Here is a 20,630-nt window from a genome sequence, read left to right on the forward strand (position 1 = left end):
GCCCCCCCCCCCCCCCCCCCCCCCCCCGCTTCTAGGGAGGGTTACCGCATGTCGCTGAATGCGATCATGAGCACGGCGACGTCCGGCATGATGGCCGCGCAGACGGGTCTGCGCGTCACGTCGGACAACATCGCCAACGTCAATACCAATGGCTATGTCCGCAAGACGGTCAGCCAGTCGAACCTGCTGTCCAACGGCATGGGCGTGGGCGTCAGCATCGACGCCATCAAGCGCGCGACCGACCGCTTCCTGCAGTCGGCCAGCCTGAACGCCGCTTCGGACAGCGGTCGCGCCTCGGTCGTCGCCAGCACCCTGGACAGCGCCCAGCAGCTGTTCGGCGACCCCAGCGGCGACACCAGCTTCTTCACGACGCTGGACGATATCTTCTCGGCCTTCTCCTCGGCCCAGGACGATCCGTCCTCGTCCCTGCTGCGCACCCAGGCCCTGACCCGCGTGGACGACTTCCTCAGCGAGTCCAGCCGCATCACCTCGTCGCTGTCCAAGCTGGGCAAGGACGCCGACACCCGCATCTCGGCCGACACCAATCGCGTCAACGACCTGCTGAGCCAGATCGACGGCCTGAACACCGACATCACCCGCGCCAAGGTGGCCGGGGCCGACGCCACCGGCGCCGAGAACGTCCAGGGCGGCCTGATCGACGAACTGGCCAAGCTGATGAACGTCCAGATCACGCCCCGCACCCTGGGCGGCGTGTATGTGCGCTCGACCGAGGGCCTGCCCCTGGCCGGCGACGGCGCGGCCAAGATCAGCTACCAGACCTCGCCCACCGCCACCGGCTATCTGACGGTGCAGCTGGCCAACGGTTCGGTGCAGCCCACCCCGCTGAACATCACCAGCGGCGAGATCAAGGGCCTGCTGGACGTGCGCAACGTCGAGCTGGTCAACCTGTCCGACCAGCTGGGCGAGTTCACCTCGCGCGCGGCGGAAGAGATCAACCGCGCGTCCAACGCCGCCTCGTCGGTGCCGGCCCCGACCAGCCTGAACGGTCGCGACACGGGCCTGGACGCCCAGGCGGCGATCACCGGCATGACCGGCAAGACGACGATCGCCCTGACCGACTCCAGCAGCGTCATCCAGCGCCGCATCGACATCGACTTCGACGCCGGCACGATGAGCGTCAACGGCGCCGCCGGCACGCCCTTCACCACCGCCAACTTCATGACCCAGCTGAACGCGGCCCTGGGCGCCCAGGGCTCGGCCGGGTTCTCGGGCGGCGCGCTGAGCATCAGCGGCGCGGGCGGCCTTGGCGTGGCCATCCAGGACGACGCCACCAACCCGGCGACCAAGGCCGGCAAGGGCTTCAGCCACTATTTCGGCCTGAACGACATCATCCGCACCAACGGCTATTCGCCGTATGAGACGGGCCTGACCGCCAGCGATCAGCACGGCTTCACCTCGGGCGCGATGACCATTCGCCTGACCGACGTCGAAGGCGGCCGCATCCGCGACATCACCGTCGCCCCGCCGCCGGGCGGCACCATGCAGGACATGCTGGACGCGCTGAACTCCCGCGCCAACGGCACGGGCCTGTACGGCGTGTTCTCGATGAACGACAAGGGCCAGATCAACTTCGCGTCGAACTCGACGACGCCGGTGACCATGTCGGTCGTGGCCGACACCACCGAACGCGGCGTCGGCGGGCCCTCGGTCAGCCAGCTGTTCGGCATCGGCCCGGCCGAGCGCAGCACCCGCGGCGAGAAGTTCTTCGTCTCCAAGGAGATGGACGCCAACCCCAAGCTAGTGCCCTTCGCCCAGCTGGACCTGACCCAGATCGTCGGCGGCAGTCCCGCCCTGGCGATCGGCGACGGCCGCGGGGCCCTGGCCCTTGCCAAGGCCGGCGACAACAGCGCCGCCTTCGCCGCCGCCGGCGACGCCTCGGCCGTCAATATGAGCGTCAACCGCTACGCCTCGGACTTCAGCGGCTCGATCGCCCGCAAGGCCGGCACCGCCGAAAGCCGCAAGGACGCCGCCAACGCGGTGTCCAGCGAAGTCGACAGCCAACGCCAGTCGGAAGAGGGCGTGAACCTCGACGAAGAACTGATCAACCTGACCACCTACCAGCAAGCCTTCAACGCCTCGGCCCGCCTGATCCAGGCGACCAAGGACATGTTCGACGTGCTCACCGGAATCCTGGGGTAAGCCATGACCCGCGTCTCGACCGTCCAAAACTACAACATCATGACGTCCAACCTGATGGCGGCTCAGATCCGCCAGAACGAGGTGGGCGCGCAGGTGTCCAGCCAGAAGGTCGCCAACGACCTGAAGGGCTATGCCAAGAACGCCGAAATGCTGACCGCCATGCGCAGCACCCAGACCAAGATCAACGGCCTAGTCGACCAGACCAAGATGGTCGGCAACCGGCTGGAGATGCAGGACACGGGCCTGGGCCGCATCGCCAACGCCACCCAGAGCGGACGCGAGGCGATCGCCAACGCTCTGGCCGCCGGCAGCGCCACCACCCTGATGCAGCAGATGACCGCCGCGTTCGGCGAGGTGGTCCAGGGCCTGAACGCCAAGTCGAACGGCCTCTACGTGTTCTCGGGCGCCAAGACCGACACGGCCACGACCACGGCCACCACCATGGCCGACCTGACCAGCGTGCCGATCACCTCGGACCTGTTCCAGAACGACCAGTACATCGCCACCAACCGGGTGGACGAGCAGACCAACGCCAAGACCGGCATCCTCGGCGACGCCGTCGGCACCGACGTGTTCGAGGCCTTCAAGCAGGTGCAGGCCTATATCGACGCCAATGGCCCGTTCACCGGCAATCTGGACGACGCGCAGGTCAACTTCCTCAAAGGCCTGCTGCCGGTGTTCGACGCGGCCCAGAAGGGCGTGGTCGACGCTCAGGGCAAGAACGGCGTGACCCAGAAGCGTTTCGAGAGCGCCCAAACGGATCTCTCCAACCAGGCCGACACCCTGACGGCCATGGTCGGCGGCATCACCGACGTCGACATGGCCGACGCCGTGACCCGCCTGGAAGCCGCCAAGCTGGCCGTCCAGGCCTCGGCCCAGGTGTTCACCAGCCTGCAGGCCTCGTCGCTGCTGAACGTGCTGAAGTAGGGAGCGGCGCGAAGACGCGCCCTCCTCACCTCGCAAAACCGACCTTCAGGCGCTATATGGCGGCGGATGAACGCCGACGTCCTGACCATCGCCCCTGCTTCCGACACCGATACGCTCATCGCGCGCGCGGTCGAACAGGTGCGCGCGGCCGTCGGCCTGCCCGAGGGGACGCGGATCGTCGCGGCCATGTCCGGCGGCGTGGATTCCACCGTCACCGCCGCCCTGCTGGCCCGCGCCGGCTATGACGTAGTCGGCGTGACCCTGCAGCTCTACGACCATGGCGCGGCGATTACCAAGAAGGGCGCCTGCTGCGCCGGCCAGGACATCCTGGACGCCCGCATGGCCGCCGAGCGCATCGGCATCCCGCACTATGTGCTGGACTACGAAAGCCGCTTCCGCGAGCAGGTCATCGAGGACTTCGCCGACGCCTATCTGCGCGGCGAGACGCCGATCCCCTGCGTGCGCTGCAACCAGACCGTCAAGTTCCGCGACCTGCTGGACGTCGCCCGCGACCTGGGCGCCGAGGCCATGGCGACCGGGCATTATGTGCAGCGCGCCTTTGCTGGCGGCGGTAATCGCCCGCAGCTGCGTCGCGCCGCCGATCCCGCCAAGGACCAGAGCTACTTCCTGTTCGCCACCACGCGCGACCAGCTGGACTTCCTGCGCTTCCCGCTGGGCGGGATGGACAAGCCGACCGTGCGCGCCGTCGCCTTCGGCTTAGGGCTGGCCATTGCCGACAAGCCCGACAGCCAGGACATCTGCTTCGTGCCCGAGGGCAAGTACACGACCGTCATCGACCGCATCCGCCCACAAGGCGCCGAGGCCGGCGATGTCGTGCACCTGGACGGCCGCGTGCTGGGCCGTCACGAGGGCGTAACCCGCTACACCATCGGCCAGCGTCGCGGCCTGAACATCGCCGTCGGCGACCCGCTGTTCGTCGTCCGGATCGACGCCGACAAGCGCCACGTCATCGTCGGCCCACGCGAGGCCCTGCTGACCGCCTCCCTCACCCTGAAGGAAGGCAGCTGGCTGGGCGGCCAGGACAGCCTGGAAGCCGCCGCGCAGGACGGCCAGCCGGTGCTGGCCCGCGTCCGCTCGACCCGTGAGCCCGTCGCCGGCCGCCTGGCGCTGACCGGCGACACGGTCTCGGTGGTGTTCGACGGCGCCGAGGAAGGCGTCGCGCCCGGCCAGGCCTGCGTGCTCTACGACCCTGCCGACCCCGAACGCGTGCTGGGCGGCGGCTTCATCGCCGCCACGGTCCGCCAGATGGACCTCACCTAGGAGCCCCTGATGTCCGAAGCCACGATCCGCCTCTTCTCCTACGGCACCTTGCAGCAGGAGAGCGTGCAGATCGAAACCTTCGGACGGCTCCTGAAGGGTCAGGCCGACACCCTGCCCGGCTTTGCCAAGACCATGGTGCGGATCACCGATCCGGCGGTGCTGGCGACCAGCGGCCAGGAATACCACCCGATCGTTACGCCCAGCGAAGATCCGGCCGAGGCCATTCCCGGCGCGGTGTTCGAGATCACGGCCCAGGAACTGGCCGCCGCCGACGACTACGAGGTCGCCGACTACAAGCGCATCGCCGTCGTGCTGGGCTCGGGCCTCCCCGCCTTCGTCTACGTCAAAGCCTGAGCGTCGGATCGAACCGGGTCTTGCGGGGTTCAGAAGAGGACCCTTTCACGGAAGATCCGCATGCTTCGATCCCTGCTCATCGGCCTGTCGGCCGGCTCTCGCTCCATGACCCCGCTGGCCGCCGTCAGCGAGGCCGCGCATGGCGGCCACCTGGACGCCGGCAATCCCTCCGCCCAACTGCTGGGCCATCCCCTGGTCGCCGCCGGGACCAAGGCCTTGGCCGCCGGCGAGCTGTGGGGCGACAAGCTGAAATCGGCTCCCGACCGCATCGTGCCGCTGGGCATCGCCGCCCGGGTCATCACGGCCGGCTTCACCGGCGCGGCCCTGGCGCCGCGCAAGAAGATGCTGCTGGGCGGCGCGCTCGCCGCCGGCGCGGCCGTGGCGGCCGCCTATGTCACCTTCCACCTGCGCATGAAGGCCATCAACCGCTTCGGCCAGACCAACAGCGGCCTAGTCGAAGACGCCCTGACGGTGGGCGCCGCCCAACTGGTGACGCGAGCGCTGCGATGATCGAGCGCAAGGACAAGGAGCCGGTGACGCCGGAGATGACGCCAGCGCCGGAGGCTGACTCCACGGCCGAGGGCGTTCGCCGCCAGCGGCAGCACATCGAGGACCTGGACGGTGAAGACCCGCTACGCGGCGGGGTCGCGGACTAGCGAAACCTCGTCCTTCGACAGGCTCAGGATGAGGTTTCTACTGATACGCCGAGCTAAAAGTAGCCCTCATCCTGAGCTTGTCGAAGGACGAGGACGGCTCCACTGACTAAGCCGCCCGCCCCGGACGCGAGGCCGGCGCTGCCGCGGCCTCGTCCACCTTGAAGCGGCTCATCAGGCGGAAGAGTTCGCTGGTCTCGCGCGCCAGACCGTGGGCGGCCGCCGTAGACTCCTCGACCATCGCCGCGTTCTGCTGGGTCATCTGGTCCATCTGGTTCACCGCGACATTGACCTCGCCCAGCCCAGTGGACTGTTCCTTGGCGGCGGCGGCGATGCCGGCCACCACGCCGCTGATCTGGCCGACGCGCTCGCCGATCCGGGTCAGGGCCTCGCCGGCCTGGGCGACCAGTTCGACGCCGCGCTCGACCTCGCCGCCCGACGCATGGATCAGCCGCTTGATGTCGCGCGCCGCCTCGGCCGAGCGCTGGGCCAGGGCCCGCACCTCCATGGCCACGACCGCGAAACCCTTGCCGCTCTCGCCGGCGCGGGCCGCCTCGACCCCGGCGTTCAGGGCCAGCAGGTTGGTCTGGAAGGCGATCTCGTCGATCACCCCGATGATCTGGTTGATCTCGCGCGAGCTGGCCTCGATCTGGCCCATGGCGGCGACGGCGTCGTCGACCACCCGGCGCGAACCGTCGGCGTCGTGCTTGGCGTGGCCGACGATGTCGCGGGCCTGGTCGGCGCCCTCGGCCGTCCTGCGCACCGTGGCGGTGATCTGATCCAGGGCGGCGGCGGTCTCTTCCAGGCTGGCGGCCTGGCGCTCGGTGCGCTGCGACAGTTCGCTGGAGGCCTGGCTGATCTCATCGGTCCCCGAGCGGATCCCGCGGCTGGCCTCGGACAGCACGCCCATGGTCTCGCGCAAGCTTTCCATCGCCTGGTTGAAGTCGGCGCGCAGCTTTTCGTAGTCGGCGGCGAACGGGGTCTTGAGGCGGAACATCAGGTCGCCAGCCGAAAGCTTCTCCAGGCCCAGGGCGATCGAGGTCACGACCTGTTCCTGCTCCTTCTGGGCCTGGGCCTTGGCGGCCTCGACGCGGGCGCGCTCGGCCTCGGCGGCGGCGCGCTGCTCGGCGGTCATGCCCTCCAGGCGCAGCTTCTCGATCGCCGCGTCCTTGAAGGCCTGGACCGCGCCGGCCATCTCGCCGATCTCGTCGCGGCGACCCACGCCCGGAATGGCGATGGCATTGTCCCCGGAGGCCAGGCGGCGCATGGCCGAGGTCATGGCGCTGACCGGGGCGGCGACCAGGCGAGTGAGCGCCACGGCGAGGATCGCCGACAGCGCCAAAGCCAAGAGGCAGCTGACGACCAGATAGACCTTGCCCATGAAGATGGCCGTGGACTGCGACTGCATCCGGTCGTCCTGCAGCAGGTGCTGGGCGTCGCTGATCTCGTCCAGGGTGGCCTGCATCTCGCGCAGGGTGTTGCGGCCCATCAGTTCGACGGCCTGGTCGTGGCCGCCCGGCTGCTTGGCCAGGGCCAGCGGCTTGTCGGCGAACTCGGCGCGCCAGCCGGCGATCATGCTCTTCAGTTTCTGGGCCCGCGTCCGCTGCCCCTCGCTGCTGGTGTCGGCGATGAAGCGGTCGATCGCGCCGTCCACCGCCTTCACATGGGCCTCGTAGGCCTCCAGGTGCGAGGCGTCGCTGGCCATGACGAAGCCGCGCACGGCGTTCTGCTGCTCGACCAGCCCTTGGGTGACCGCCTCGACGTCCAGGGACAGATCATATGTCTTGTCGTTCTTCTGGGCGGCGTCGTGGATCTGGTCCAGCTTCAGGAAGACCATGGCGTCGCCGATCAGCGACACGACGATCAGCACCGCGAAGGTCAGCGCCAGCTTGCGCGCGATCTTCAGGTCGTTGAGGAACATGAAAAGCCGTCCGGAACTGGGCCGGCAAACGTTTGCCGCGCGCGCAAACTTCGCGCCCCTCGTGCTTTCCGAAACCTTACCCGGCGAAAAGGCCGCACCCCGTTGGCGACCCGAAACGGGTCACTCGGCCGCGATCTTGATGGCTTCGAGGGCCTCGCCGACGGTCATCGGGTGCTGGTCCTGGGAGACGCGCTCCAGGTCGCGGCGCTGGACCACCTCGCCGCATTCCTCGCAGGCCAGGACGGGGTGGAAGGCGCAGCCACAGGTCTTGTGGCGGAACAAGACCGGCGAATTGTCGCGACCATAGACGTGGCGGTCGCCCCATTCCGACATGGTCAGCAGCACCGGCGACAGGGCCAGGCCCTTCTGGGTCAGCCAGTATTCGTGGCGCGGCGGACGCTCGGAATAACGCCGGGTCTCCATGACGCCGTGGCCGACCAGGGTCTTCAGGCGCGCGGCCAGGACGTTGCGGGCCACGCCCAGCCGCTCCTGCCACTGCTCGAAGCGCTTCACCCCGGCAAAAGCGTCGCGGAGGATCAGCAGGGTCCACGGATCGCCCACGACCTCAAGGGTGGCGGCGACCGAGCAACGTTCGTTCGTATAGTCAGCTGTGCGGCCCATTTGGCGAGGTTGCGGCGTTCCGCGAGGGAAAGCAAGAGACCGTTGCGTTTGAAGATGAACCACAGTAGGTTTTTTATCGCAATTGACTCTCTCGGTTATTGCACGACTGGCGAGGAGGCGCGGCTTGCGCCAACACCTCCTCGCCCCTTTCCCATCACAATCTCGCAACCCACTTGCGCATGATCGGGCGATGAGGGCCTATCTCGCCTCAAAATCCGCCCAGGGAGCTTAGTTCATGTCTGTCGCCGATCCCGTCGTCATCGTCTCCTACGCCCGCACGCCGATGGGCGGTTTCCAGGGCGCTCTGGGCGGGGTGAAGGCCACGGACTTGGGGGCGGCGGCGGTCAAGGCGGCCATCGAGCGCGCCGGCGTGGCGGGCGACAAGGTCGAGCAGATCATCATGGGCTGCGTGCTGCCGGCGGGCCTCGGCCAGGCTCCGGCGCGCCAGGCGGCGCTGGGCGCGGGCCTTCCCCTTTCTGTCGAGGCGACCACCGTCAACAAGATGTGCGGCAGCGGCATGCAGGCGGCGATCATGGCGCATGACGCCCTGGCCGCGGGCTCGGTCGACGTCGTCGTGGCCGGCGGCATGGAGAGCATGACCGGCGCCCCCTACCTGATGTCCAAGCACCGCGCGGGCGCCCGCATCGGCCACGACCAGATGTGGGACAGCATGTACCTGGATGGCCTGGAGGACGCCTACACCCCCGGCAAGCTGATGGGCGCCTTCGCCGAGGAGACGGCGGCCCAGTACCAGTTCAGCCGCGAGGCCATGGACGACTACGCCACCCGTGGCCTGGCCAAGGCCAAGACGGCGATCGAGAGCGGCGCCTTCAAGGCCGAGATCACGCCGGTGACCGTCACCACCCGCAAGGGGACCGAGGTCGTCGACACCGACGAACAGCCGCTGAAGGCCGATCCGGCCAAGATCCCCACCCTGCGTCCGGCCTTCGCCCGCGACGGCGGCATCACGGCGGCCAACAGCTCGTCGATCAGCGACGGCGCCGCCGCCCTGGTCATGACCCGCGAGAGCGTGGCCAAGGCCCTGGGCCTGCCGATCGTCGCCAAGGTCGTCAGCCACGCCGCCCATGCCCACGAGCCGGGCCTCTTCACCACCGCCCCCGTGCCGGCCATGAAGAAGGCGCTGAAGAAGGCCGGCTGGGAGGTTTCCGACGTCGACCTATTCGAGGTCAACGAGGCCTTCGCCGTCGTCGCCATGATCGCCCAGCAGGAGCTGGGCATCGATCCCGACAAGCTGAACGTCAACGGCGGCGCCTGCGCTCTGGGCCATCCGATCGGCGCCTCGGGCGCGCGGATCCTCTGCACCCTGATCAACGCCCTGCAAGCGCGCGGCGGCAAGAAGGGCCTGGCGTCCCTCTGCATCGGCGGCGGCGAGGCCACGGCCATGGCGGTGGAGCTAGTCTGATCCCATCTAGGGCGGATCAGATTGCCCGAGAGGCGCGTTTCCTCGTCATGACCGACACCTTCCGCCACAACCCCGAACGCAGCCGCTACGAGCTGGAGGTCGACGGCCTGCTGGCCGTGGCCGACTACCAGCGCGCCGGCCACCGGCTGGTGATCCCGCACGTCGAGGCCGACATGGCCCTGCGCGGCACCGGCGCGGCGGGACGGCTGATGACCAAGGTCGCCGAAACCGCGCGCGCCGAGGGCATGCGGATCACCCCGCTGTGCTCCTACGCGGCGGCCTGGCTGAAGCGGAACGATCCGGACCTGATCGCTTAGGCCTTCCCGGCCGCTTTCTCCGCCATGAAGGCCACCCGAGACAGCACTTCCGGGCCCGCCGCCGGGCCGGGCCTGTAGGCGAAGCTCTCATTGGTGATCGGCTTGCCGCTGACCCGGTCGACCATGATCGGCTCGGCGGCGACGCCCGTTTCACGATCGACCAGCTGACCGGCCACGCCCTCGATGGCGAAGTGGCGGTTGCCGAACGCTAGCAGCGCCGTCAGCACCGGCGCGAAGTCCCGCCCCAGGTCCGTCAGCAGATATTCGTAGCGCGGCGGTCGCTCGTTATAGGCGCGCTTCTCCAGCATGCCGTTCTCCACGAGGCCGGCCAGGCGCTTGGTCAGGATGTTGGGCGCCACGCCCAGGCTCTTCTCGAACTGGTCGAAGCGGGTCAGCCCCTGGGCGGCGTCGCGCAGGATCAGCAGGGTCCAGTGATCGCCCACCCGCTCCAGCGTGCGGCCGACCGGACATTGGGTGGGCAGGCGTTCAGATTTGCTCATGACAAAAGATTTGGGATGTCACTTGCGAAAAGCAAGTTACCCCATAGCTAAGCGTGGAGCCGGACCATCGAGGCCTCGGCGAGGGATACGAGGACTACCACGATGAGCACCACCAACAACCAAGGCACGGCCCTAATCACCGGCGCGTCGACCGGCATCGGCGCGACCTATGCCGACCGCCTGGCCAAGCGCGGCTACGACTTGATCCTGGTCGCCCGCGACGAGGCCCGGCTGAACGCCCTGGCCGATCGCCTGCGCGGCGAGACCGGCGTCAAGGTCGAGGTCATCAAGGCCGACCTGACTGACAAGGCCCAGGTGGCCGCGCTGGAACAGCGCCTGGCGACCGACACGGCCATCACCACCCTGGTCAACAACGCCGGCGTAGCGGGCGCGGGCGACTTCCTGGCCTCCGATCCGGAAGCCTTCGACAAGATGATCCAGCTGAACGTCACGACCGTGACCCGCCTGGCCTCGGCGGCGGCCCGCAACTTCGTGCCGCGCAACACCGGCGCGATCATCAACCTGGCCTCGGTGGTCGGCCTGATGCCCGAGCTGAACATGCCGGTCTACGGCGCGACCAAGGCGTTCGTGACCTATCTGACCCAAGGCCTGCGTGTGCAGTTCGCCGAGTCGGCCGTACGCCTGCAGGCGGTGCTGCCGGGCGCCACGCGCACCGAGATCTGGGAGCGCTCGGGCTCGGACATCGATGCCCTGGACCCGAACATGGTCATGGGCGTCGACGATTTGGTCGACGCGGCGCTGGCCGGTTTTGACCAGGGCGAGCTGGTGACGATCCCGTCCCTGCCCGACGCGGCCGACTGGGACGGCGCCCTGGCGGCGAAGGCCAAGCTGTACCCGAACCTGTCGCGCAGCGAGCCAGCGGCTCGCCTACGCTAAGTCTTAGAAGCAGAAAGCTCGCCGGCGCGGCGCTCACTCCCGCGCCGGCGAGTCCGCCCTGATGGGCTTTCCCGGGTTGATGCGCACCGGGAAAGCCCATCTGGAACGCGAATTCTACGAAAGCACCATCACGACCACGCGGCGGTTCTGAGCCCGGCCTTCGCGCGTTTCGTTCGCGGCGACGGGGGCGTCCTGGCCGTACGAGATCGTCGCCATGCGGTTCAGGGCGACGCCGTGCACGCTGAGGAACTTGCGCACGGTTTCCGCGCGCTTCTCGCCGAGCTCGTCGTTGTATTCCTTGGAGCCCGAGTTGTCGGTGTGACCCTGGATTTCCAGGTACACGTTCTTGTTGTCGGTCTTCAGCTTCTCGGTGAATTCCGACAGGCGCTGCTCGGCTTCCGGCGAGAGGTTCGCGGCGTTGACCGGGAACTTCACGGAGTCGTCGCTCAGCACCAGGGCGTACTGGAACTTGCCTTCAGCCAGCTTGCCGGCCGCGATGGCGCGGTCCAGGGCTTCCTTCGAGGTCTTGTCCAGTTCACCGATCTGGGTGTCATGAGTGCTGACCCGCTCATTGACCGCACCCACCTGGGTGTTCACGTACTTCTTGGTGGCGCAGCCGCTGACCGACAGGCCGCCCATCACCAGGGCGGCGGCGACCATCATCGTCTTCGTGCTTGCTATCATTGTTTCCATCTCATCCGTAGCTGGGGCGCAGCGTCCTGCAACGCTCGCAGGACCAAATCGGGCAGCCGAACTTGGCCAAAGATAGGCGTGATTCCGGCGCTTCCGGGCCAAGCTATGCCGTTGATATGGCAGCGATTTCAGAGCCAATAGAACCGCGCACGAGCGCCGTTTACGGACTTTGGTTCCGAAGATTCTTTATTGATTTTCCGTGCTGGAAAGCCACGCCTGAAAGGCCTTCAGAGCCGGAGTCGGGGCCCTGGATTTCAGCCAGGTCAGCCAGTAGCGACCGGCGCTGACCTGAGTCGGGAACGGCCTCACGAGGCGTCCCTGCTGCAGATCGCGAGCAAACATCATCGGCGGGGCCAGCGCCACCCCAAATCCCTGGATGGCCGCCTCGACCATCACCCACGAGCTGTCGAACACCGGCCCGCGGATGGGCGGCGGCGACAGGCCGGCGGCGGCGAACCAGTCCGGCCAGTCGGCGGCGCGATAGCTGCGCAGCAGGGTCTCGCTGAAGAGGTCGGTCGGCTCGGTGATGCGTTCGGCCAGGGCCGGCGCGCACAGCGGGCTCATCGGCGCCTCGAACAAAGGCGAGGCCTCGGTGCCGTGCCAGGCCCCGTCGCCGAACCGCACCGCGCAGTCCAGCCCCTCACCCGCCAGGTCGGTGCGGTTGTTGTTGGTGAAGAGCCGCAGGTCGACGAACGGATGGGCCTCTCTGAACGCCGGCAGGCGCGGCAGCAGCCAGCCGACCGCGAAGGTGCCCACGACGCCGACGCTCAGGACCTCCAGCACCCGGCCGCCCTCGAAGCGGGCCAGCACGTCGTCCAGCCGGTCGAAGGAGTCCCGCACGGACGGCAGCAGGGCCAGGCCCTCGTCGGTCAAGGCCAGGCCGCGCGGCAGGCGGCGGAACAGGACCGCGCCTAGGCGGGCTTCCAGCCCCTTCACCTGGTGGCTGACGGCGGCCTGGGTCACGCACAGCTCGATCGCCGCCCGCGTGAACGACAGGTGCCTGGCCGAGGCCTCGAAGGCGCGCAGGGCGTTCAGGGGCAGCTGGGCGCGGCTCATTAAGGATGACCCTAGATCAGCTAATGGGTCCGCCAAGGTATCGTCGTTTGCGGCCAAGACCAGCCCCCGGCAGGTTTCGCGGGCAAGGAGACCCCCACCCATGTTCCACCGTCGTAAGTTCTTAACGGCCCTGACGGCCGCGCCCGTTGTCGTGCCCGCCTTCGCGAAGGCCGCCGTGTTCAGCAGCGCGCCGCCTTTTGACCTTAGCTCACGTATTAACGAATTGGAGCAGCGCAGCGGCGGCCGCCTGGGCGTAGCGGTGCTGGACACCCAGACCGGCCGCCGTTTCGCCTGGCGCGGCGACGAGCGCTTCCGGATGTGCAGCACGATCAAGATGCCGCTCTCAGCGGCAATTCTCCGCCGCGTCGACCAGGGCCGCGAGCGCCTGGATCGCCGGATCACCTACGGCCGCGAGGTGCTGATGGGCAATTCGCCGGTGGTCGAGAAGCATGTCGCCGGCGGCATGACCATCGGCGAACTGTGCCACGCGACGATCACGGTCAGCGACAACGCCGCCGCCAACCTGCTGCTCGAGGCCCTGGGTCCGGGCGACGGCGGTCCGGCCGCCCTCACCCGCTTCCTGCGCGCCATCGGCGACCAGACCACCCGCAGCGACCGTCTGGAGCCGGAGCTCAACACCGGGACGCCCGACGATCCGCGCGACACCACCACGCCCGTGGCCATCGCCGACACCTGGAAGACCCTGCTGCTGGGCGACGCCCTCTCGCCCGCCTCCCGCAAGCAGCTGACCGCCTGGGTCGTGGCCAACAGGACCGGCGACAAGCGCCTGCGGGCGGGCCTGCCCAAGGGCTGGCGGGTCGGTGACAAGACCGGCAACAACGGCAAGGACACCACCAACGACGTGGCGATCGCCTGGCCGCCGGGGCGCAAGCCGGTGCTGATCGCGAGCTTCCATGATCGGGGGAGTTCGGATGATGACGTGCGCAACGCGGTGCTGGCCGACGTGGCGCGGGCGGTCGTGGCGGCGGGGTTCGGGGGGTAGCGCGAAGTTATCCACAGGGCGGAGAGAGGCCGTGCCGACGGCTTCCCTCTCTCCTCCCCCTTTTGGGGGAGGGGGACCGCCGTAGGCGGTGGAGGGGCCAGCGCGGCCGGCTCATGACTAGCCCCGTCCGTCACGCCACGCTGCGCGGGCGCGCCACCTCCCCCAGACGGGGGAGGAGAGATGAAAGGCCCTCGGATTCCCGTGGTTATCCCCGCCCGGTCACCGGCGTTTCCCTGTCACAGCAGCGACTTACCCAAAAACACCCGTTTCTTATCCCCGCCCCTCCCGCCTGCCTCATGCTTCTCCCCATGAGCCAGCCCCAATCCCCCAGCGCCTGGTGCGCCGATCTCCAAGCCAAGCTGATGGCCGCCCTCGACGCCGCCTGGGCCCTCGCCGAGACCAGCGATGACCCGGCCGTCATCGCCAAGGCCCGCGACAAGGCCAAGCTGTGTGGCCAGATGGCCGCCGAGGTCCGCAAGGTCGCCGCCATGGTCCCGCAGCCCAAGCCCCGCCACCTGCCGACCGCCATCCACGAAGCCTTCGACCGCCTGGACGCCGCCACCGCGCCGCTGATCGAGGCCGCCAAGCCACCGGCCGCCCAGGCCCAGGCGATGCAGGCCGCCCTCCGCAAGCTGAAGCGGCGATAGACACCGCTCTTGTTACCGCTACCTTTTCTGCTAGCTTCCCCGCGCTGACACCGGTGACCAAACCGGGACGGGGAGAGAAACGACCATGCTGAAGACCATCGCGCCCTCGCTGATTGCGCTCGCGATTGCAACGTCGGCCTCGGCCCAGACCCTGCCCTACCAGGACCCCAGCCTCCCCGCCGCCCAGCGCGCCGCTGACCTGGTCAGCCGCATGACGCTGGAGGAAAAGGCCGCCCAGCTGCGTCACGCCGCCCCGGCCATCCCGCGCCTCAAGGTCCCCGCCTACAACTGGTGGAACGAGGGCCTGCACGGCGTCGCCCGCGCCGGCGAGGCCACCGTCTTCCCGCAAGCCATCGGCCTGGCCGCCACCTGGGACGAGCCGTTCATCCACGAGGTGGCCGACACGATCGCCACCGAGTTCCGCGCCAAGTACGTGGAGAAGGTCGCGCCCGACGGCAGCACCGCCCAGTATCGCGGCCTGACGGTCTGGTCGCCCAACATCAACATCTTCCGCGACCCGCGCTGGGGCCGGGGCCAGGAAACCTGGGGCGAGGATCCCAAGCTGACCGCGACCCTGGGCTCGGCCTTCGTCGAGGGCCTGCAAGGGCCCGACCTGAACCACCTGAAGACCCTGGCCATGGCCAAGCACTTCGCCGTGCACAGCGGCCCCGAGGCCGACCGCCATCGTGACGACATCCACCCCTCGCGCCACGACCTGGAAGACACCTACCTGCCGGCCTTCGAGGTGCTGGTGACCAAGGCCAAGGCCCAGTCGGTGATGTGCGCCTACAACGCCGTCGACGGCCAGCCGGCCTGCGCCAGCGACATGCTGCTGAAGGACAAGCTGCGCGGCCAGTGGAAGTTCGACGGCCACGTGGTCTCGGACTGCGCCGCCATCGCCGATGTCTGGCTGCCGACCTCGCACGCCTATCGCAAGACGCCGGCCGAGGCCTTCGCCGTGACGGTCAAGGCCGGCACCGACCTGCTGTGCGATTTCGGCGGCCCCAACGGCGTCGAGGCGCCGGCCATCGTCGAGGCGGTGCGCACGGGCCTGGCCACCGAGGCCGAGGTCGACCAGGCCGCCCGCCGCCTGTTCGAGGGCCGCATGCGCCTTGGCCTGTTCGATCCGCCCGGCTCGGGTCCGTGGGGCAAGATCACCGCCGCCGACAACGACACCCCGGCCCACCGCGCCCTGGCCCTGAAGGCCGCGCAAAAGGCCATGGTGCTGCTGAAGAACGACGGCCTGCTGCCGCTGAAGGCCGCGCCGAAGTCGATCGCCGTGATCGGGCCCAATGCCGACAGCGTCGATGCGCTGGTGGGCAACTATAACGGCACGCCGTCCAAGCCGATCACCGTGCTGGCCGGGATCCGCGAGCGCTTCCCCGACGCCAAGGTGACCTATGTCGCGGGCACGGGCCTGATCGGTCCGCCCAGCGCACCGACGCCGGAGGCGATCTTCTGCCAGGACGCCGCCTGCATGACCAAGGGCCTGAAGGTCGAGGAATATGCAGGGCTGGAGCTGGCCGGCGCGCCGACCGCGACGCGCGTCGACGCCAACGTCAACTTCCGCTGGGGCTGGCCGACGCGCACGCCCCGACAGGCCTCGGTGCGCTGGAGCGGCTTCGTCACGCCCACGCAAAGCGGCCCGCACAGCTTCGCCATCGACGGCGAGCGCGGCTGGCGCATCCTGATCGACGGAAAGGCCGTCGCCGAAGCCTGGGACACGATCCAGGATCCGGGCCAGGCCCAGACCATCATGCTGACCGCCGGCAAGGCCTATGCCATCACCATCGAGGCCCGCCAGGACAGCAGCCGCGGCAGCCAGAAACTGACCTGGAGCCAGCCGGCCGACAACGCCGACACCGCCATCGCCGCGACCAAGGACGCCGAACTGATCGTCTTCGTCGGCGGCCTGTCGGCGCGGATCGAGGGCGAGGAGATGCCGGTCCACGCGCCGGGCTTCGCTGGCGGCGACCGCACCAGCCTGGACCTGCCCGGTCCGCAGGCCAAGCTGCTGGAAGGCCTGCAGGCCACCGGCAAGCCCGTGGTCATGGTGCTGGTCAACGGCTCGGCCATGGCGGTGAACCAGGCCGACAAGACCGTGCCGGCCATCATCGAGGCCTGGTATCCCGGCGGCGAAGGCGGCAAGGCCGTCGCGGGCCTGCTGGCCGGCGACTTCAGCCCGGCCGGCCGCCTGCCGGTGACCTTCTACCGCTCGGCCGACCAGCTGCCGCCGTTCAAGGACTACACGATGGCGGGCCGCACCTATCGTTACTTCAAGGGCGAGGCGCTGTACCCGTTCGGCTACGGCCTGTCCTACACGACCTTCAAGTACGGCAAGCCGGTGCTCAGCAAGGCCAGCGTGAAGGCCGGCCAGACGCTGACCGTCAGCGTCGACGTCACCAACACCGGCGGCCGTGACGGCGACGAGGTGGCCCAGCTGTACGTCACCCGCCCCGACGTGGCCGGCGCCCCGATCCGCGCTCTGAAGGGCTTCCAGCGCGTCACGCTCAAGAAAGGCGAGACCCGCAAGCTGACCTTCGCCCTGGACGCCGCCGCCTTCGCCACGGTCGACGCCGACGGCAAGAAGAGCGTGGTGCCCGGCGCCGCCGACCTGTGGGTCGGCGGCGGCCAGCCCGTCAGCCGCCCGGGCCTGGCCCAGGCGGCCGGGGTCGCGGCGAAGGTGACCGTGACGCCTTAAGGCAGCGGGTCCGTCCTCGCCCTTCGACAAGCTCAGGGTGAGGACTACTTTTGAGCCCCAGCAGTAGAAAACCTCATCCTGAGCTTGTCGAAGGACGAGGTTTTCGGCTCCTCCGACTTAGAAAGTCTCGCCGACCAGCTTTTCGCTCAGCGCCCACAGGGCCTGGGCGTTGGCGGGGTCGAGGGCGTAGCTGCGCACGCCGTAGCGGACTTCCGAGGCGTCCTCGACCGGCGGGGCCAGGTGGCAGTCCTCGCAGTAGCGGCCGGCGACCTCGTCGATCGGAGCCACCACGCCAGCCCAGACGCTGGTCGCCGCGCCCTGCGGGATGGTCTTCCACTCGAAGGCCTTCTCGCCCTTGGCCTCGGCCTCGGCGTTCAGCTGGTCCAGCATGCCCTGGATGAAGGACGGGTCCAGGTGGCGGGCCAGCTCGGTCTGGATGCCGCCCGGATGCACGGCCACGGCCCGCACGCCGCGATCCTTGTGACGGCGGTCGAACTCGACGGCGAACAGGATGTTGGCGGTCTTGGAGCGACCATAGGCGGCGAACGGCACGTACTCGGTGGTCTCGAAGTTGGGGTCTTCCAGGTTCACGTCCGAAAAGCGGTGGCCCGACGAGGCCAGCGACACCACCCGCGAGCCGGCCTTCAGCAGGCTGGCGATGCGGTTGATGAAGGTGAAGTGGCCCAGGTGGTTGGTCCCGAACTGGGTCTCGAAGCCGTCGACGGTCTTGCCCAGCGGGGTGGCCATGACGCCGGCATTGGCGATGACCAGGTCGAAGCCTCGGCCGTCCTTGACCAGGGCGTCGGCGGCGGCGCGCACGCTGGCCAGGCTGGCCAGGTCCAATTCGATCAGCGACAGCGAGCCGCCGCTCGTCGCGGCCGCCTCGCGCACGACGGCGGTCGCGCCTTCGGCCTTCTGGAGGTCGCGGGCCGCGCCCACGACGTCGGCGCCGTGGGCGGCCAGGGCGCGGGCGGTCTCTACGCCCAGGCCGGCCGACACGCCGGTGACCAGTACGCGCTTGCCCTTGAGGTCGACGCCGGCCAGGACGTCGTCGGTGGTGGATTTGGCGCCGAAGGAATTGCTCATGACTCTCTCGCTCTCTTGTTGTCAGAGCCAATCCGGAGGATAAGTGGAGGAAGGCTCCGGATACATATTCGGAGGCATCCTCCGTTTTTCAAGATCGATGTCCGAAGATTCTGAGATCAAGACGCGGAAACCCCGCGCCGACAGCCTGCGCAACCGCGAGCTCCTGCTGACGACGGCCAAGACAGCCTTCGCCGAGACCGGCGCCGACGCGCCGCTGGAGGACATCGCCCGCCGGGCCGGCGTGGGCATCGGCACGCTGTACCGCCACTTCCCCACCCGCGAGGCCCTGGTCGCGGCGGTCTATGCGCGGGCGCTGGAGCAGCTGGCGCAGGCCGCCGACGACCTGCTCGCCACCCGCCCGGCCGGCGATGCGCTAGCCGCCTGGCTGGAGCTGCTGATCGACTACATGGCCACCAAACGCGTCGTGGCCCCGGCCCTGCAGGCCGACCCCGGCGAAGGCTCGCGCGTGTACGCCAGCGCCGGCGCGACCATCCTGCCGGCGTTGCAGAAACTGACCGACACCGCCCACGCCGCCGGGGAGATCCGAGGCGACATCGGCTTCGAGGACATCCTGCGGATGATGGCGGGCCTCAGCCAAGGCTACGAGCGGCCGGGCTGGGAGGTCGGCGCGCGGCGGCTGCTGGGGGTGATGATGGACGGGTTGCGGACGCGCTAGGCTAGGCGGGCGCGTCCGCCTCCTGGCGCCAGGACCGCGTCGTCGCGAAACCGATCCAGAGCGCCGCCAGGATCGCCGTGACGGCGAGCAAGGCGTTGAAGCCACGCTCGAAGACCAGGCGCGAGTCCACCGCCGTCGTGGCGGGCCCGACAAGGCAGTCTTCGGGCCCACGCGCGGGCGCTGGACGCCGCAGCACCGCCTGGCGGGCCAGGCGTTCGCTGGTGGCGCGGATTTCCACGCACCGCGTCCAGTCGCCGCCCGGAACGATGACGTAGCTCTTCAACGGCGGATCGCGCAGGAGATCGACCACGGAAAAGCCGACGGCGCCCACATACGCCGTCGCGCACAGCGCCATCACGAGATTGCGGCTGGCCACACTAGGCCACCAACATCGCGAGCGGATCGGCGACCGCCGGCGAGCGCTCGCTGGCGACGACCTGGGTCCGCAGATGGGCTTCCAGGATATCGAGGATCTCCACATCCACCTCGGCGTCGAACTTGCGCGCGAAGAGGTCGGCGCTGGACGTCAGCCTGTCCGCGTCAGCCTTGGTGAAGGTGCGAGGGCGCAGCTTGATGTCGCCATCGGGGACCCAGTCGATCATCCGCTTGTCGTCGTTGACGATCTCGCCGTGCGCGGCGGTGTTCATCATCACGGTCTGGAAGAAGCCTTCATCGGCGATGAAGGTGTTGCGGTAGAAGGCCTTGTAGCGATCGACCGACGGGTCGTGGCAGACGAACTGGCAGAACGCCCGGCTGACGATCTTCCACTGGTTGCCGATATAGGGCGTGGCGTCCTTCAGGAAGAGACGGGTCACCAGGCTGTCGATGATGCGACCGCCCTGCTCGACCACGTGCTGCAGGATCCGCCCCATGGTTTCGGGTCGGCTCTGGGCCTGATCCAGGACCCGGATGAACTCGCGTCCCCGATTGGCGTCCAGGAAGGCCCGGATGCGGTCCTGCGTCGCCAGCGGAAAGTCCTGGCCGCTGAGATTGATGAAATAGTCCCACCGGGCGTCCATCTCGAGCAGCTTGGCCATGCCCCGCAGCTCGGCGTCGACCAGGCTGTAGCCGCCCCACAGGGCGCGCTGGCCTTCGAGAATGGCGGCGTTGGGATAGGCCGCGAGGAACGTGCGCAGCTCGTCCTCCAGGCCCGGGCCGGCGTTCTTGTCGACATGGACGAGGTAGTGGTTGGCCGGATCATGGATCGCCTTGAACAGCCGCTTGAACTGTTCGGGATAGCGGTGGACCAGGACCAGATAGGCGATGGTCGGCGGCGCTTGGCGCTTGATCAAGACTTGGTGCCTCGCAGGGCGTCCGGGTCGATCGGCCTGGGCCTGGAAGGCTGTCCCTCGGTCGACCGGGAATCGTTCAGGCCCTTGGGAGCCGAGGGGCGGGTTCCGGGATAGGTTTTCATCGTGCGGTCTTTCGTCGAGCGCGCCGATCCGCGGCGCTCGGTCTTCTCGCTGCGCCCGGCGGCTACTTCTTGCGCGGCGCCAGGGCCTGCGAGAGCGCGGCCGACGGCGCGGCGGCGATCACCTTGGGCTTGATCGCCTTGGGTTTGCGGACTTCACGATTGCCTTTGGACATGGCGTTCCTTTTGAGGGCGGCGGACGTCGGCCATGGGCGCGGCGCGGGCCAAGCCCGATCCGTTGTGGTCGACTCTCGCGATAAGGGGTGTCCCGGCTTCGGGACCTAGGGACCTTCCGCCTGGCGG

22 protein-coding genes and 1 pseudogene are annotated in these 20,630 nt (G+C 68.7%); 14 read left to right on the forward strand and 9 right to left on the reverse strand.

All coding sequences use genetic code 11. The features are described 5' to 3' along the window. The first annotated feature begins 48 nt into the window (after nucleotides 1-48). From flgK to AC1RRR_RS11580, 7 genes and pseudogenes are all read left to right on the forward strand, one after another. A complete protein-coding gene (flgK, locus tag AC1RRR_RS11550; RefSeq protein ID WP_492813143.1) occupies nucleotides 49-2,160 on the forward strand; it encodes a flagellar hook-associated protein FlgK in 2,112 nt (703 codons plus the stop codon). A gap of 3 nt (nucleotides 2,161-2,163) precedes the next feature. Continuing rightward, nucleotides 2,164-3,087: a flagellin gene (locus AC1RRR_RS11555; RefSeq protein ID WP_492813145.1), complete on the forward strand. Its 924-nt coding sequence runs from the start codon at nucleotides 2,164-2,166 to the stop codon at nucleotides 3,085-3,087. A 66-nt stretch (nucleotides 3,088-3,153) separates the two neighbouring features. Then, nucleotides 3,154-4,368 (forward strand): tRNA 2-thiouridine(34) synthase MnmA, encoded by a 1,215-nt coding sequence (gene mnmA, locus AC1RRR_RS11560; protein WP_492813147.1) that lies wholly within the window; start codon nucleotides 3,154-3,156, stop codon nucleotides 4,366-4,368. Nucleotides 4,369-4,377: 9 nt separating this feature from the next. After that, nucleotides 4,378-4,722, forward strand: coding sequence for a gamma-glutamylcyclotransferase family protein (locus AC1RRR_RS11565; protein ID WP_492813149.1), 345 nt, complete (start codon nucleotides 4,378-4,380; stop codon nucleotides 4,720-4,722). 60 nt (nucleotides 4,723-4,782) lie between these two features. Continuing rightward, complete coding sequence (locus AC1RRR_RS11570) at nucleotides 4,783-5,232, forward strand: DUF4126 domain-containing protein (RefSeq protein WP_492813151.1); 450 nt, start codon at nucleotides 4,783-4,785, stop codon at nucleotides 5,230-5,232. Continuing rightward, entirely contained in the window at nucleotides 5,229-5,378 is a 150-nt protein-coding gene (locus AC1RRR_RS11575; protein ID WP_492813153.1) for a hypothetical protein, read from the forward strand. Before AC1RRR_RS11570 ends, AC1RRR_RS11575 begins: the two co-directional genes overlap by 4 nt. Before the next feature lie 6 nt (nucleotides 5,379-5,384). Beyond that, nucleotides 5,385-5,478, forward strand: a pseudogene (locus AC1RRR_RS11580) (hypothetical protein); the annotation flags it as partial. 6 nt (nucleotides 5,479-5,484) lie between these two features. Here AC1RRR_RS11580 and AC1RRR_RS11585 read toward each other — a convergent pair. Together AC1RRR_RS11585 and AC1RRR_RS11590 are read right to left on the reverse strand one after the other, a co-directional pair. Beyond that, on the reverse strand, nucleotides 5,485-7,296 hold the full coding sequence (locus tag AC1RRR_RS11585) for a methyl-accepting chemotaxis protein (protein WP_492813155.1): 1,812 nt from the start codon (nucleotides 7,294-7,296) through the stop codon (nucleotides 5,485-5,487). A 120-nt stretch (nucleotides 7,297-7,416) separates the two neighbouring features. Then, nucleotides 7,417-7,917: a winged helix-turn-helix transcriptional regulator gene (locus AC1RRR_RS11590; protein WP_492813157.1), complete on the reverse strand. Its 501-nt coding sequence runs from the start codon at nucleotides 7,915-7,917 to the stop codon at nucleotides 7,417-7,419. A 235-nt stretch (nucleotides 7,918-8,152) separates the two neighbouring features. Between AC1RRR_RS11590 and AC1RRR_RS11595 the strand changes: the two genes are divergently transcribed. Both AC1RRR_RS11595 and AC1RRR_RS11600 read left to right on the forward strand, forming a co-directional pair. Next, complete coding sequence (locus AC1RRR_RS11595; protein ID WP_492813159.1) at nucleotides 8,153-9,340, forward strand: acetyl-CoA C-acyltransferase; 1,188 nt, start codon at nucleotides 8,153-8,155, stop codon at nucleotides 9,338-9,340. Between the two features lie 47 nt (nucleotides 9,341-9,387). Further along, complete coding sequence (locus tag AC1RRR_RS11600) at nucleotides 9,388-9,657, forward strand: GNAT family N-acetyltransferase (protein ID WP_492813160.1); 270 nt, start codon at nucleotides 9,388-9,390, stop codon at nucleotides 9,655-9,657. Here the strand turns inward: AC1RRR_RS11600 and AC1RRR_RS11605 are convergent. Continuing rightward, on the reverse strand, nucleotides 9,654-10,157 hold the full coding sequence (locus AC1RRR_RS11605; protein ID WP_492813162.1) for a winged helix-turn-helix transcriptional regulator: 504 nt from the start codon (nucleotides 10,155-10,157) through the stop codon (nucleotides 9,654-9,656). The genes AC1RRR_RS11600 and AC1RRR_RS11605 overlap by 4 nt on opposite strands. Before the next feature lie 102 nt (nucleotides 10,158-10,259). On the opposite strand from AC1RRR_RS11605, the gene AC1RRR_RS11610 reads away from it, so the two are divergent. Then, complete coding sequence (locus AC1RRR_RS11610; RefSeq protein ID WP_492813164.1) at nucleotides 10,260-11,054, forward strand: SDR family NAD(P)-dependent oxidoreductase; 795 nt, start codon at nucleotides 10,260-10,262, stop codon at nucleotides 11,052-11,054. A gap of 114 nt (nucleotides 11,055-11,168) precedes the next feature. On the opposite strand, the gene AC1RRR_RS11615 is transcribed toward AC1RRR_RS11610, so the two are convergent. Together AC1RRR_RS11615 and AC1RRR_RS11620 are read right to left on the reverse strand one after the other, a co-directional pair. Beyond that, nucleotides 11,169-11,738 (reverse strand): OmpA family protein, encoded by a 570-nt coding sequence (locus AC1RRR_RS11615; RefSeq protein ID WP_492813165.1) that lies wholly within the window; start codon nucleotides 11,736-11,738, stop codon nucleotides 11,169-11,171. 195 nt (nucleotides 11,739-11,933) lie between these two features. Beyond that, nucleotides 11,934-12,803: a LysR family transcriptional regulator gene (locus AC1RRR_RS11620; protein WP_492813167.1), complete on the reverse strand. Its 870-nt coding sequence runs from the start codon at nucleotides 12,801-12,803 to the stop codon at nucleotides 11,934-11,936. A 100-nt stretch (nucleotides 12,804-12,903) separates the two neighbouring features. Between AC1RRR_RS11620 and bla the strand changes: the two genes are divergently transcribed. The 3 genes from bla to AC1RRR_RS11635 all read left to right on the forward strand — a co-directional run bounded on the left by bla (nucleotide 12,904) and on the right by AC1RRR_RS11635 (nucleotide 17,154). Further along, complete coding sequence (bla, locus tag AC1RRR_RS11625; RefSeq protein WP_492813169.1) at nucleotides 12,904-13,806, forward strand: class A beta-lactamase; 903 nt, start codon at nucleotides 12,904-12,906, stop codon at nucleotides 13,804-13,806. 308 nt (nucleotides 13,807-14,114) lie between these two features. Next, entirely contained in the window at nucleotides 14,115-14,453 is a 339-nt protein-coding gene (locus tag AC1RRR_RS11630) for a hypothetical protein (RefSeq protein ID WP_492813171.1), read from the forward strand. 85 nt (nucleotides 14,454-14,538) lie between these two features. Beyond that, nucleotides 14,539-17,154, forward strand: a complete 2,616-nt coding sequence (locus tag AC1RRR_RS11635) for a glycoside hydrolase family 3 C-terminal domain-containing protein (RefSeq protein ID WP_492813173.1) — start codon at nucleotides 14,539-14,541, stop codon at nucleotides 17,152-17,154. Between the two features lie 117 nt (nucleotides 17,155-17,271). Here the strand turns inward: AC1RRR_RS11635 and AC1RRR_RS11640 are convergent, their stop codons facing one another. Further along, nucleotides 17,272-18,240: an SDR family NAD(P)-dependent oxidoreductase gene (locus AC1RRR_RS11640; RefSeq protein ID WP_492813174.1), complete on the reverse strand. Its 969-nt coding sequence runs from the start codon at nucleotides 18,238-18,240 to the stop codon at nucleotides 17,272-17,274. A 97-nt stretch (nucleotides 18,241-18,337) separates the two neighbouring features. Here AC1RRR_RS11640 and AC1RRR_RS11645 point away from each other — a divergent pair, with 97 nt between their 5' ends. Then, nucleotides 18,338-18,916, forward strand: coding sequence for a TetR/AcrR family transcriptional regulator (locus AC1RRR_RS11645; protein ID WP_492813176.1), 579 nt, complete (start codon nucleotides 18,338-18,340; stop codon nucleotides 18,914-18,916). Between the two features lies 1 nt (nucleotide 18,917). On the opposite strand, the gene AC1RRR_RS11650 is transcribed toward AC1RRR_RS11645, so the two are convergent. The 3 genes from AC1RRR_RS11650 to AC1RRR_RS11660 are packed head-to-tail and all read right to left on the reverse strand — an operon-like array spanning nucleotide 18,918 to nucleotide 20,330. Next, nucleotides 18,918-19,292 carry a hypothetical protein gene (locus tag AC1RRR_RS11650; protein ID WP_492813178.1) on the reverse strand — a complete coding sequence of 125 codons (375 nt, stop codon included), beginning with the start codon at nucleotides 19,290-19,292 and terminating at the stop codon, nucleotides 18,918-18,920. 1 nt (nucleotide 19,293) lies between these two features. Further along, nucleotides 19,294-20,208 carry a beta-1,6-N-acetylglucosaminyltransferase gene (locus AC1RRR_RS11655; RefSeq protein WP_492813179.1) on the reverse strand — a complete coding sequence of 305 codons (915 nt, stop codon included), beginning with the start codon at nucleotides 20,206-20,208 and terminating at the stop codon, nucleotides 19,294-19,296. Further along, nucleotides 20,205-20,330 carry a hypothetical protein gene (locus AC1RRR_RS11660; protein WP_492813181.1) on the reverse strand — a complete coding sequence of 42 codons (126 nt, stop codon included), beginning with the start codon at nucleotides 20,328-20,330 and terminating at the stop codon, nucleotides 20,205-20,207. Before AC1RRR_RS11660 ends, AC1RRR_RS11655 begins: the two co-directional genes overlap by 4 nt. Nucleotides 20,331-20,630 lie beyond the last annotated feature (300 nt).

It is taken from the genome of Caulobacter sp. GW821-FHT12D05, from assembly GCF_058807295.1.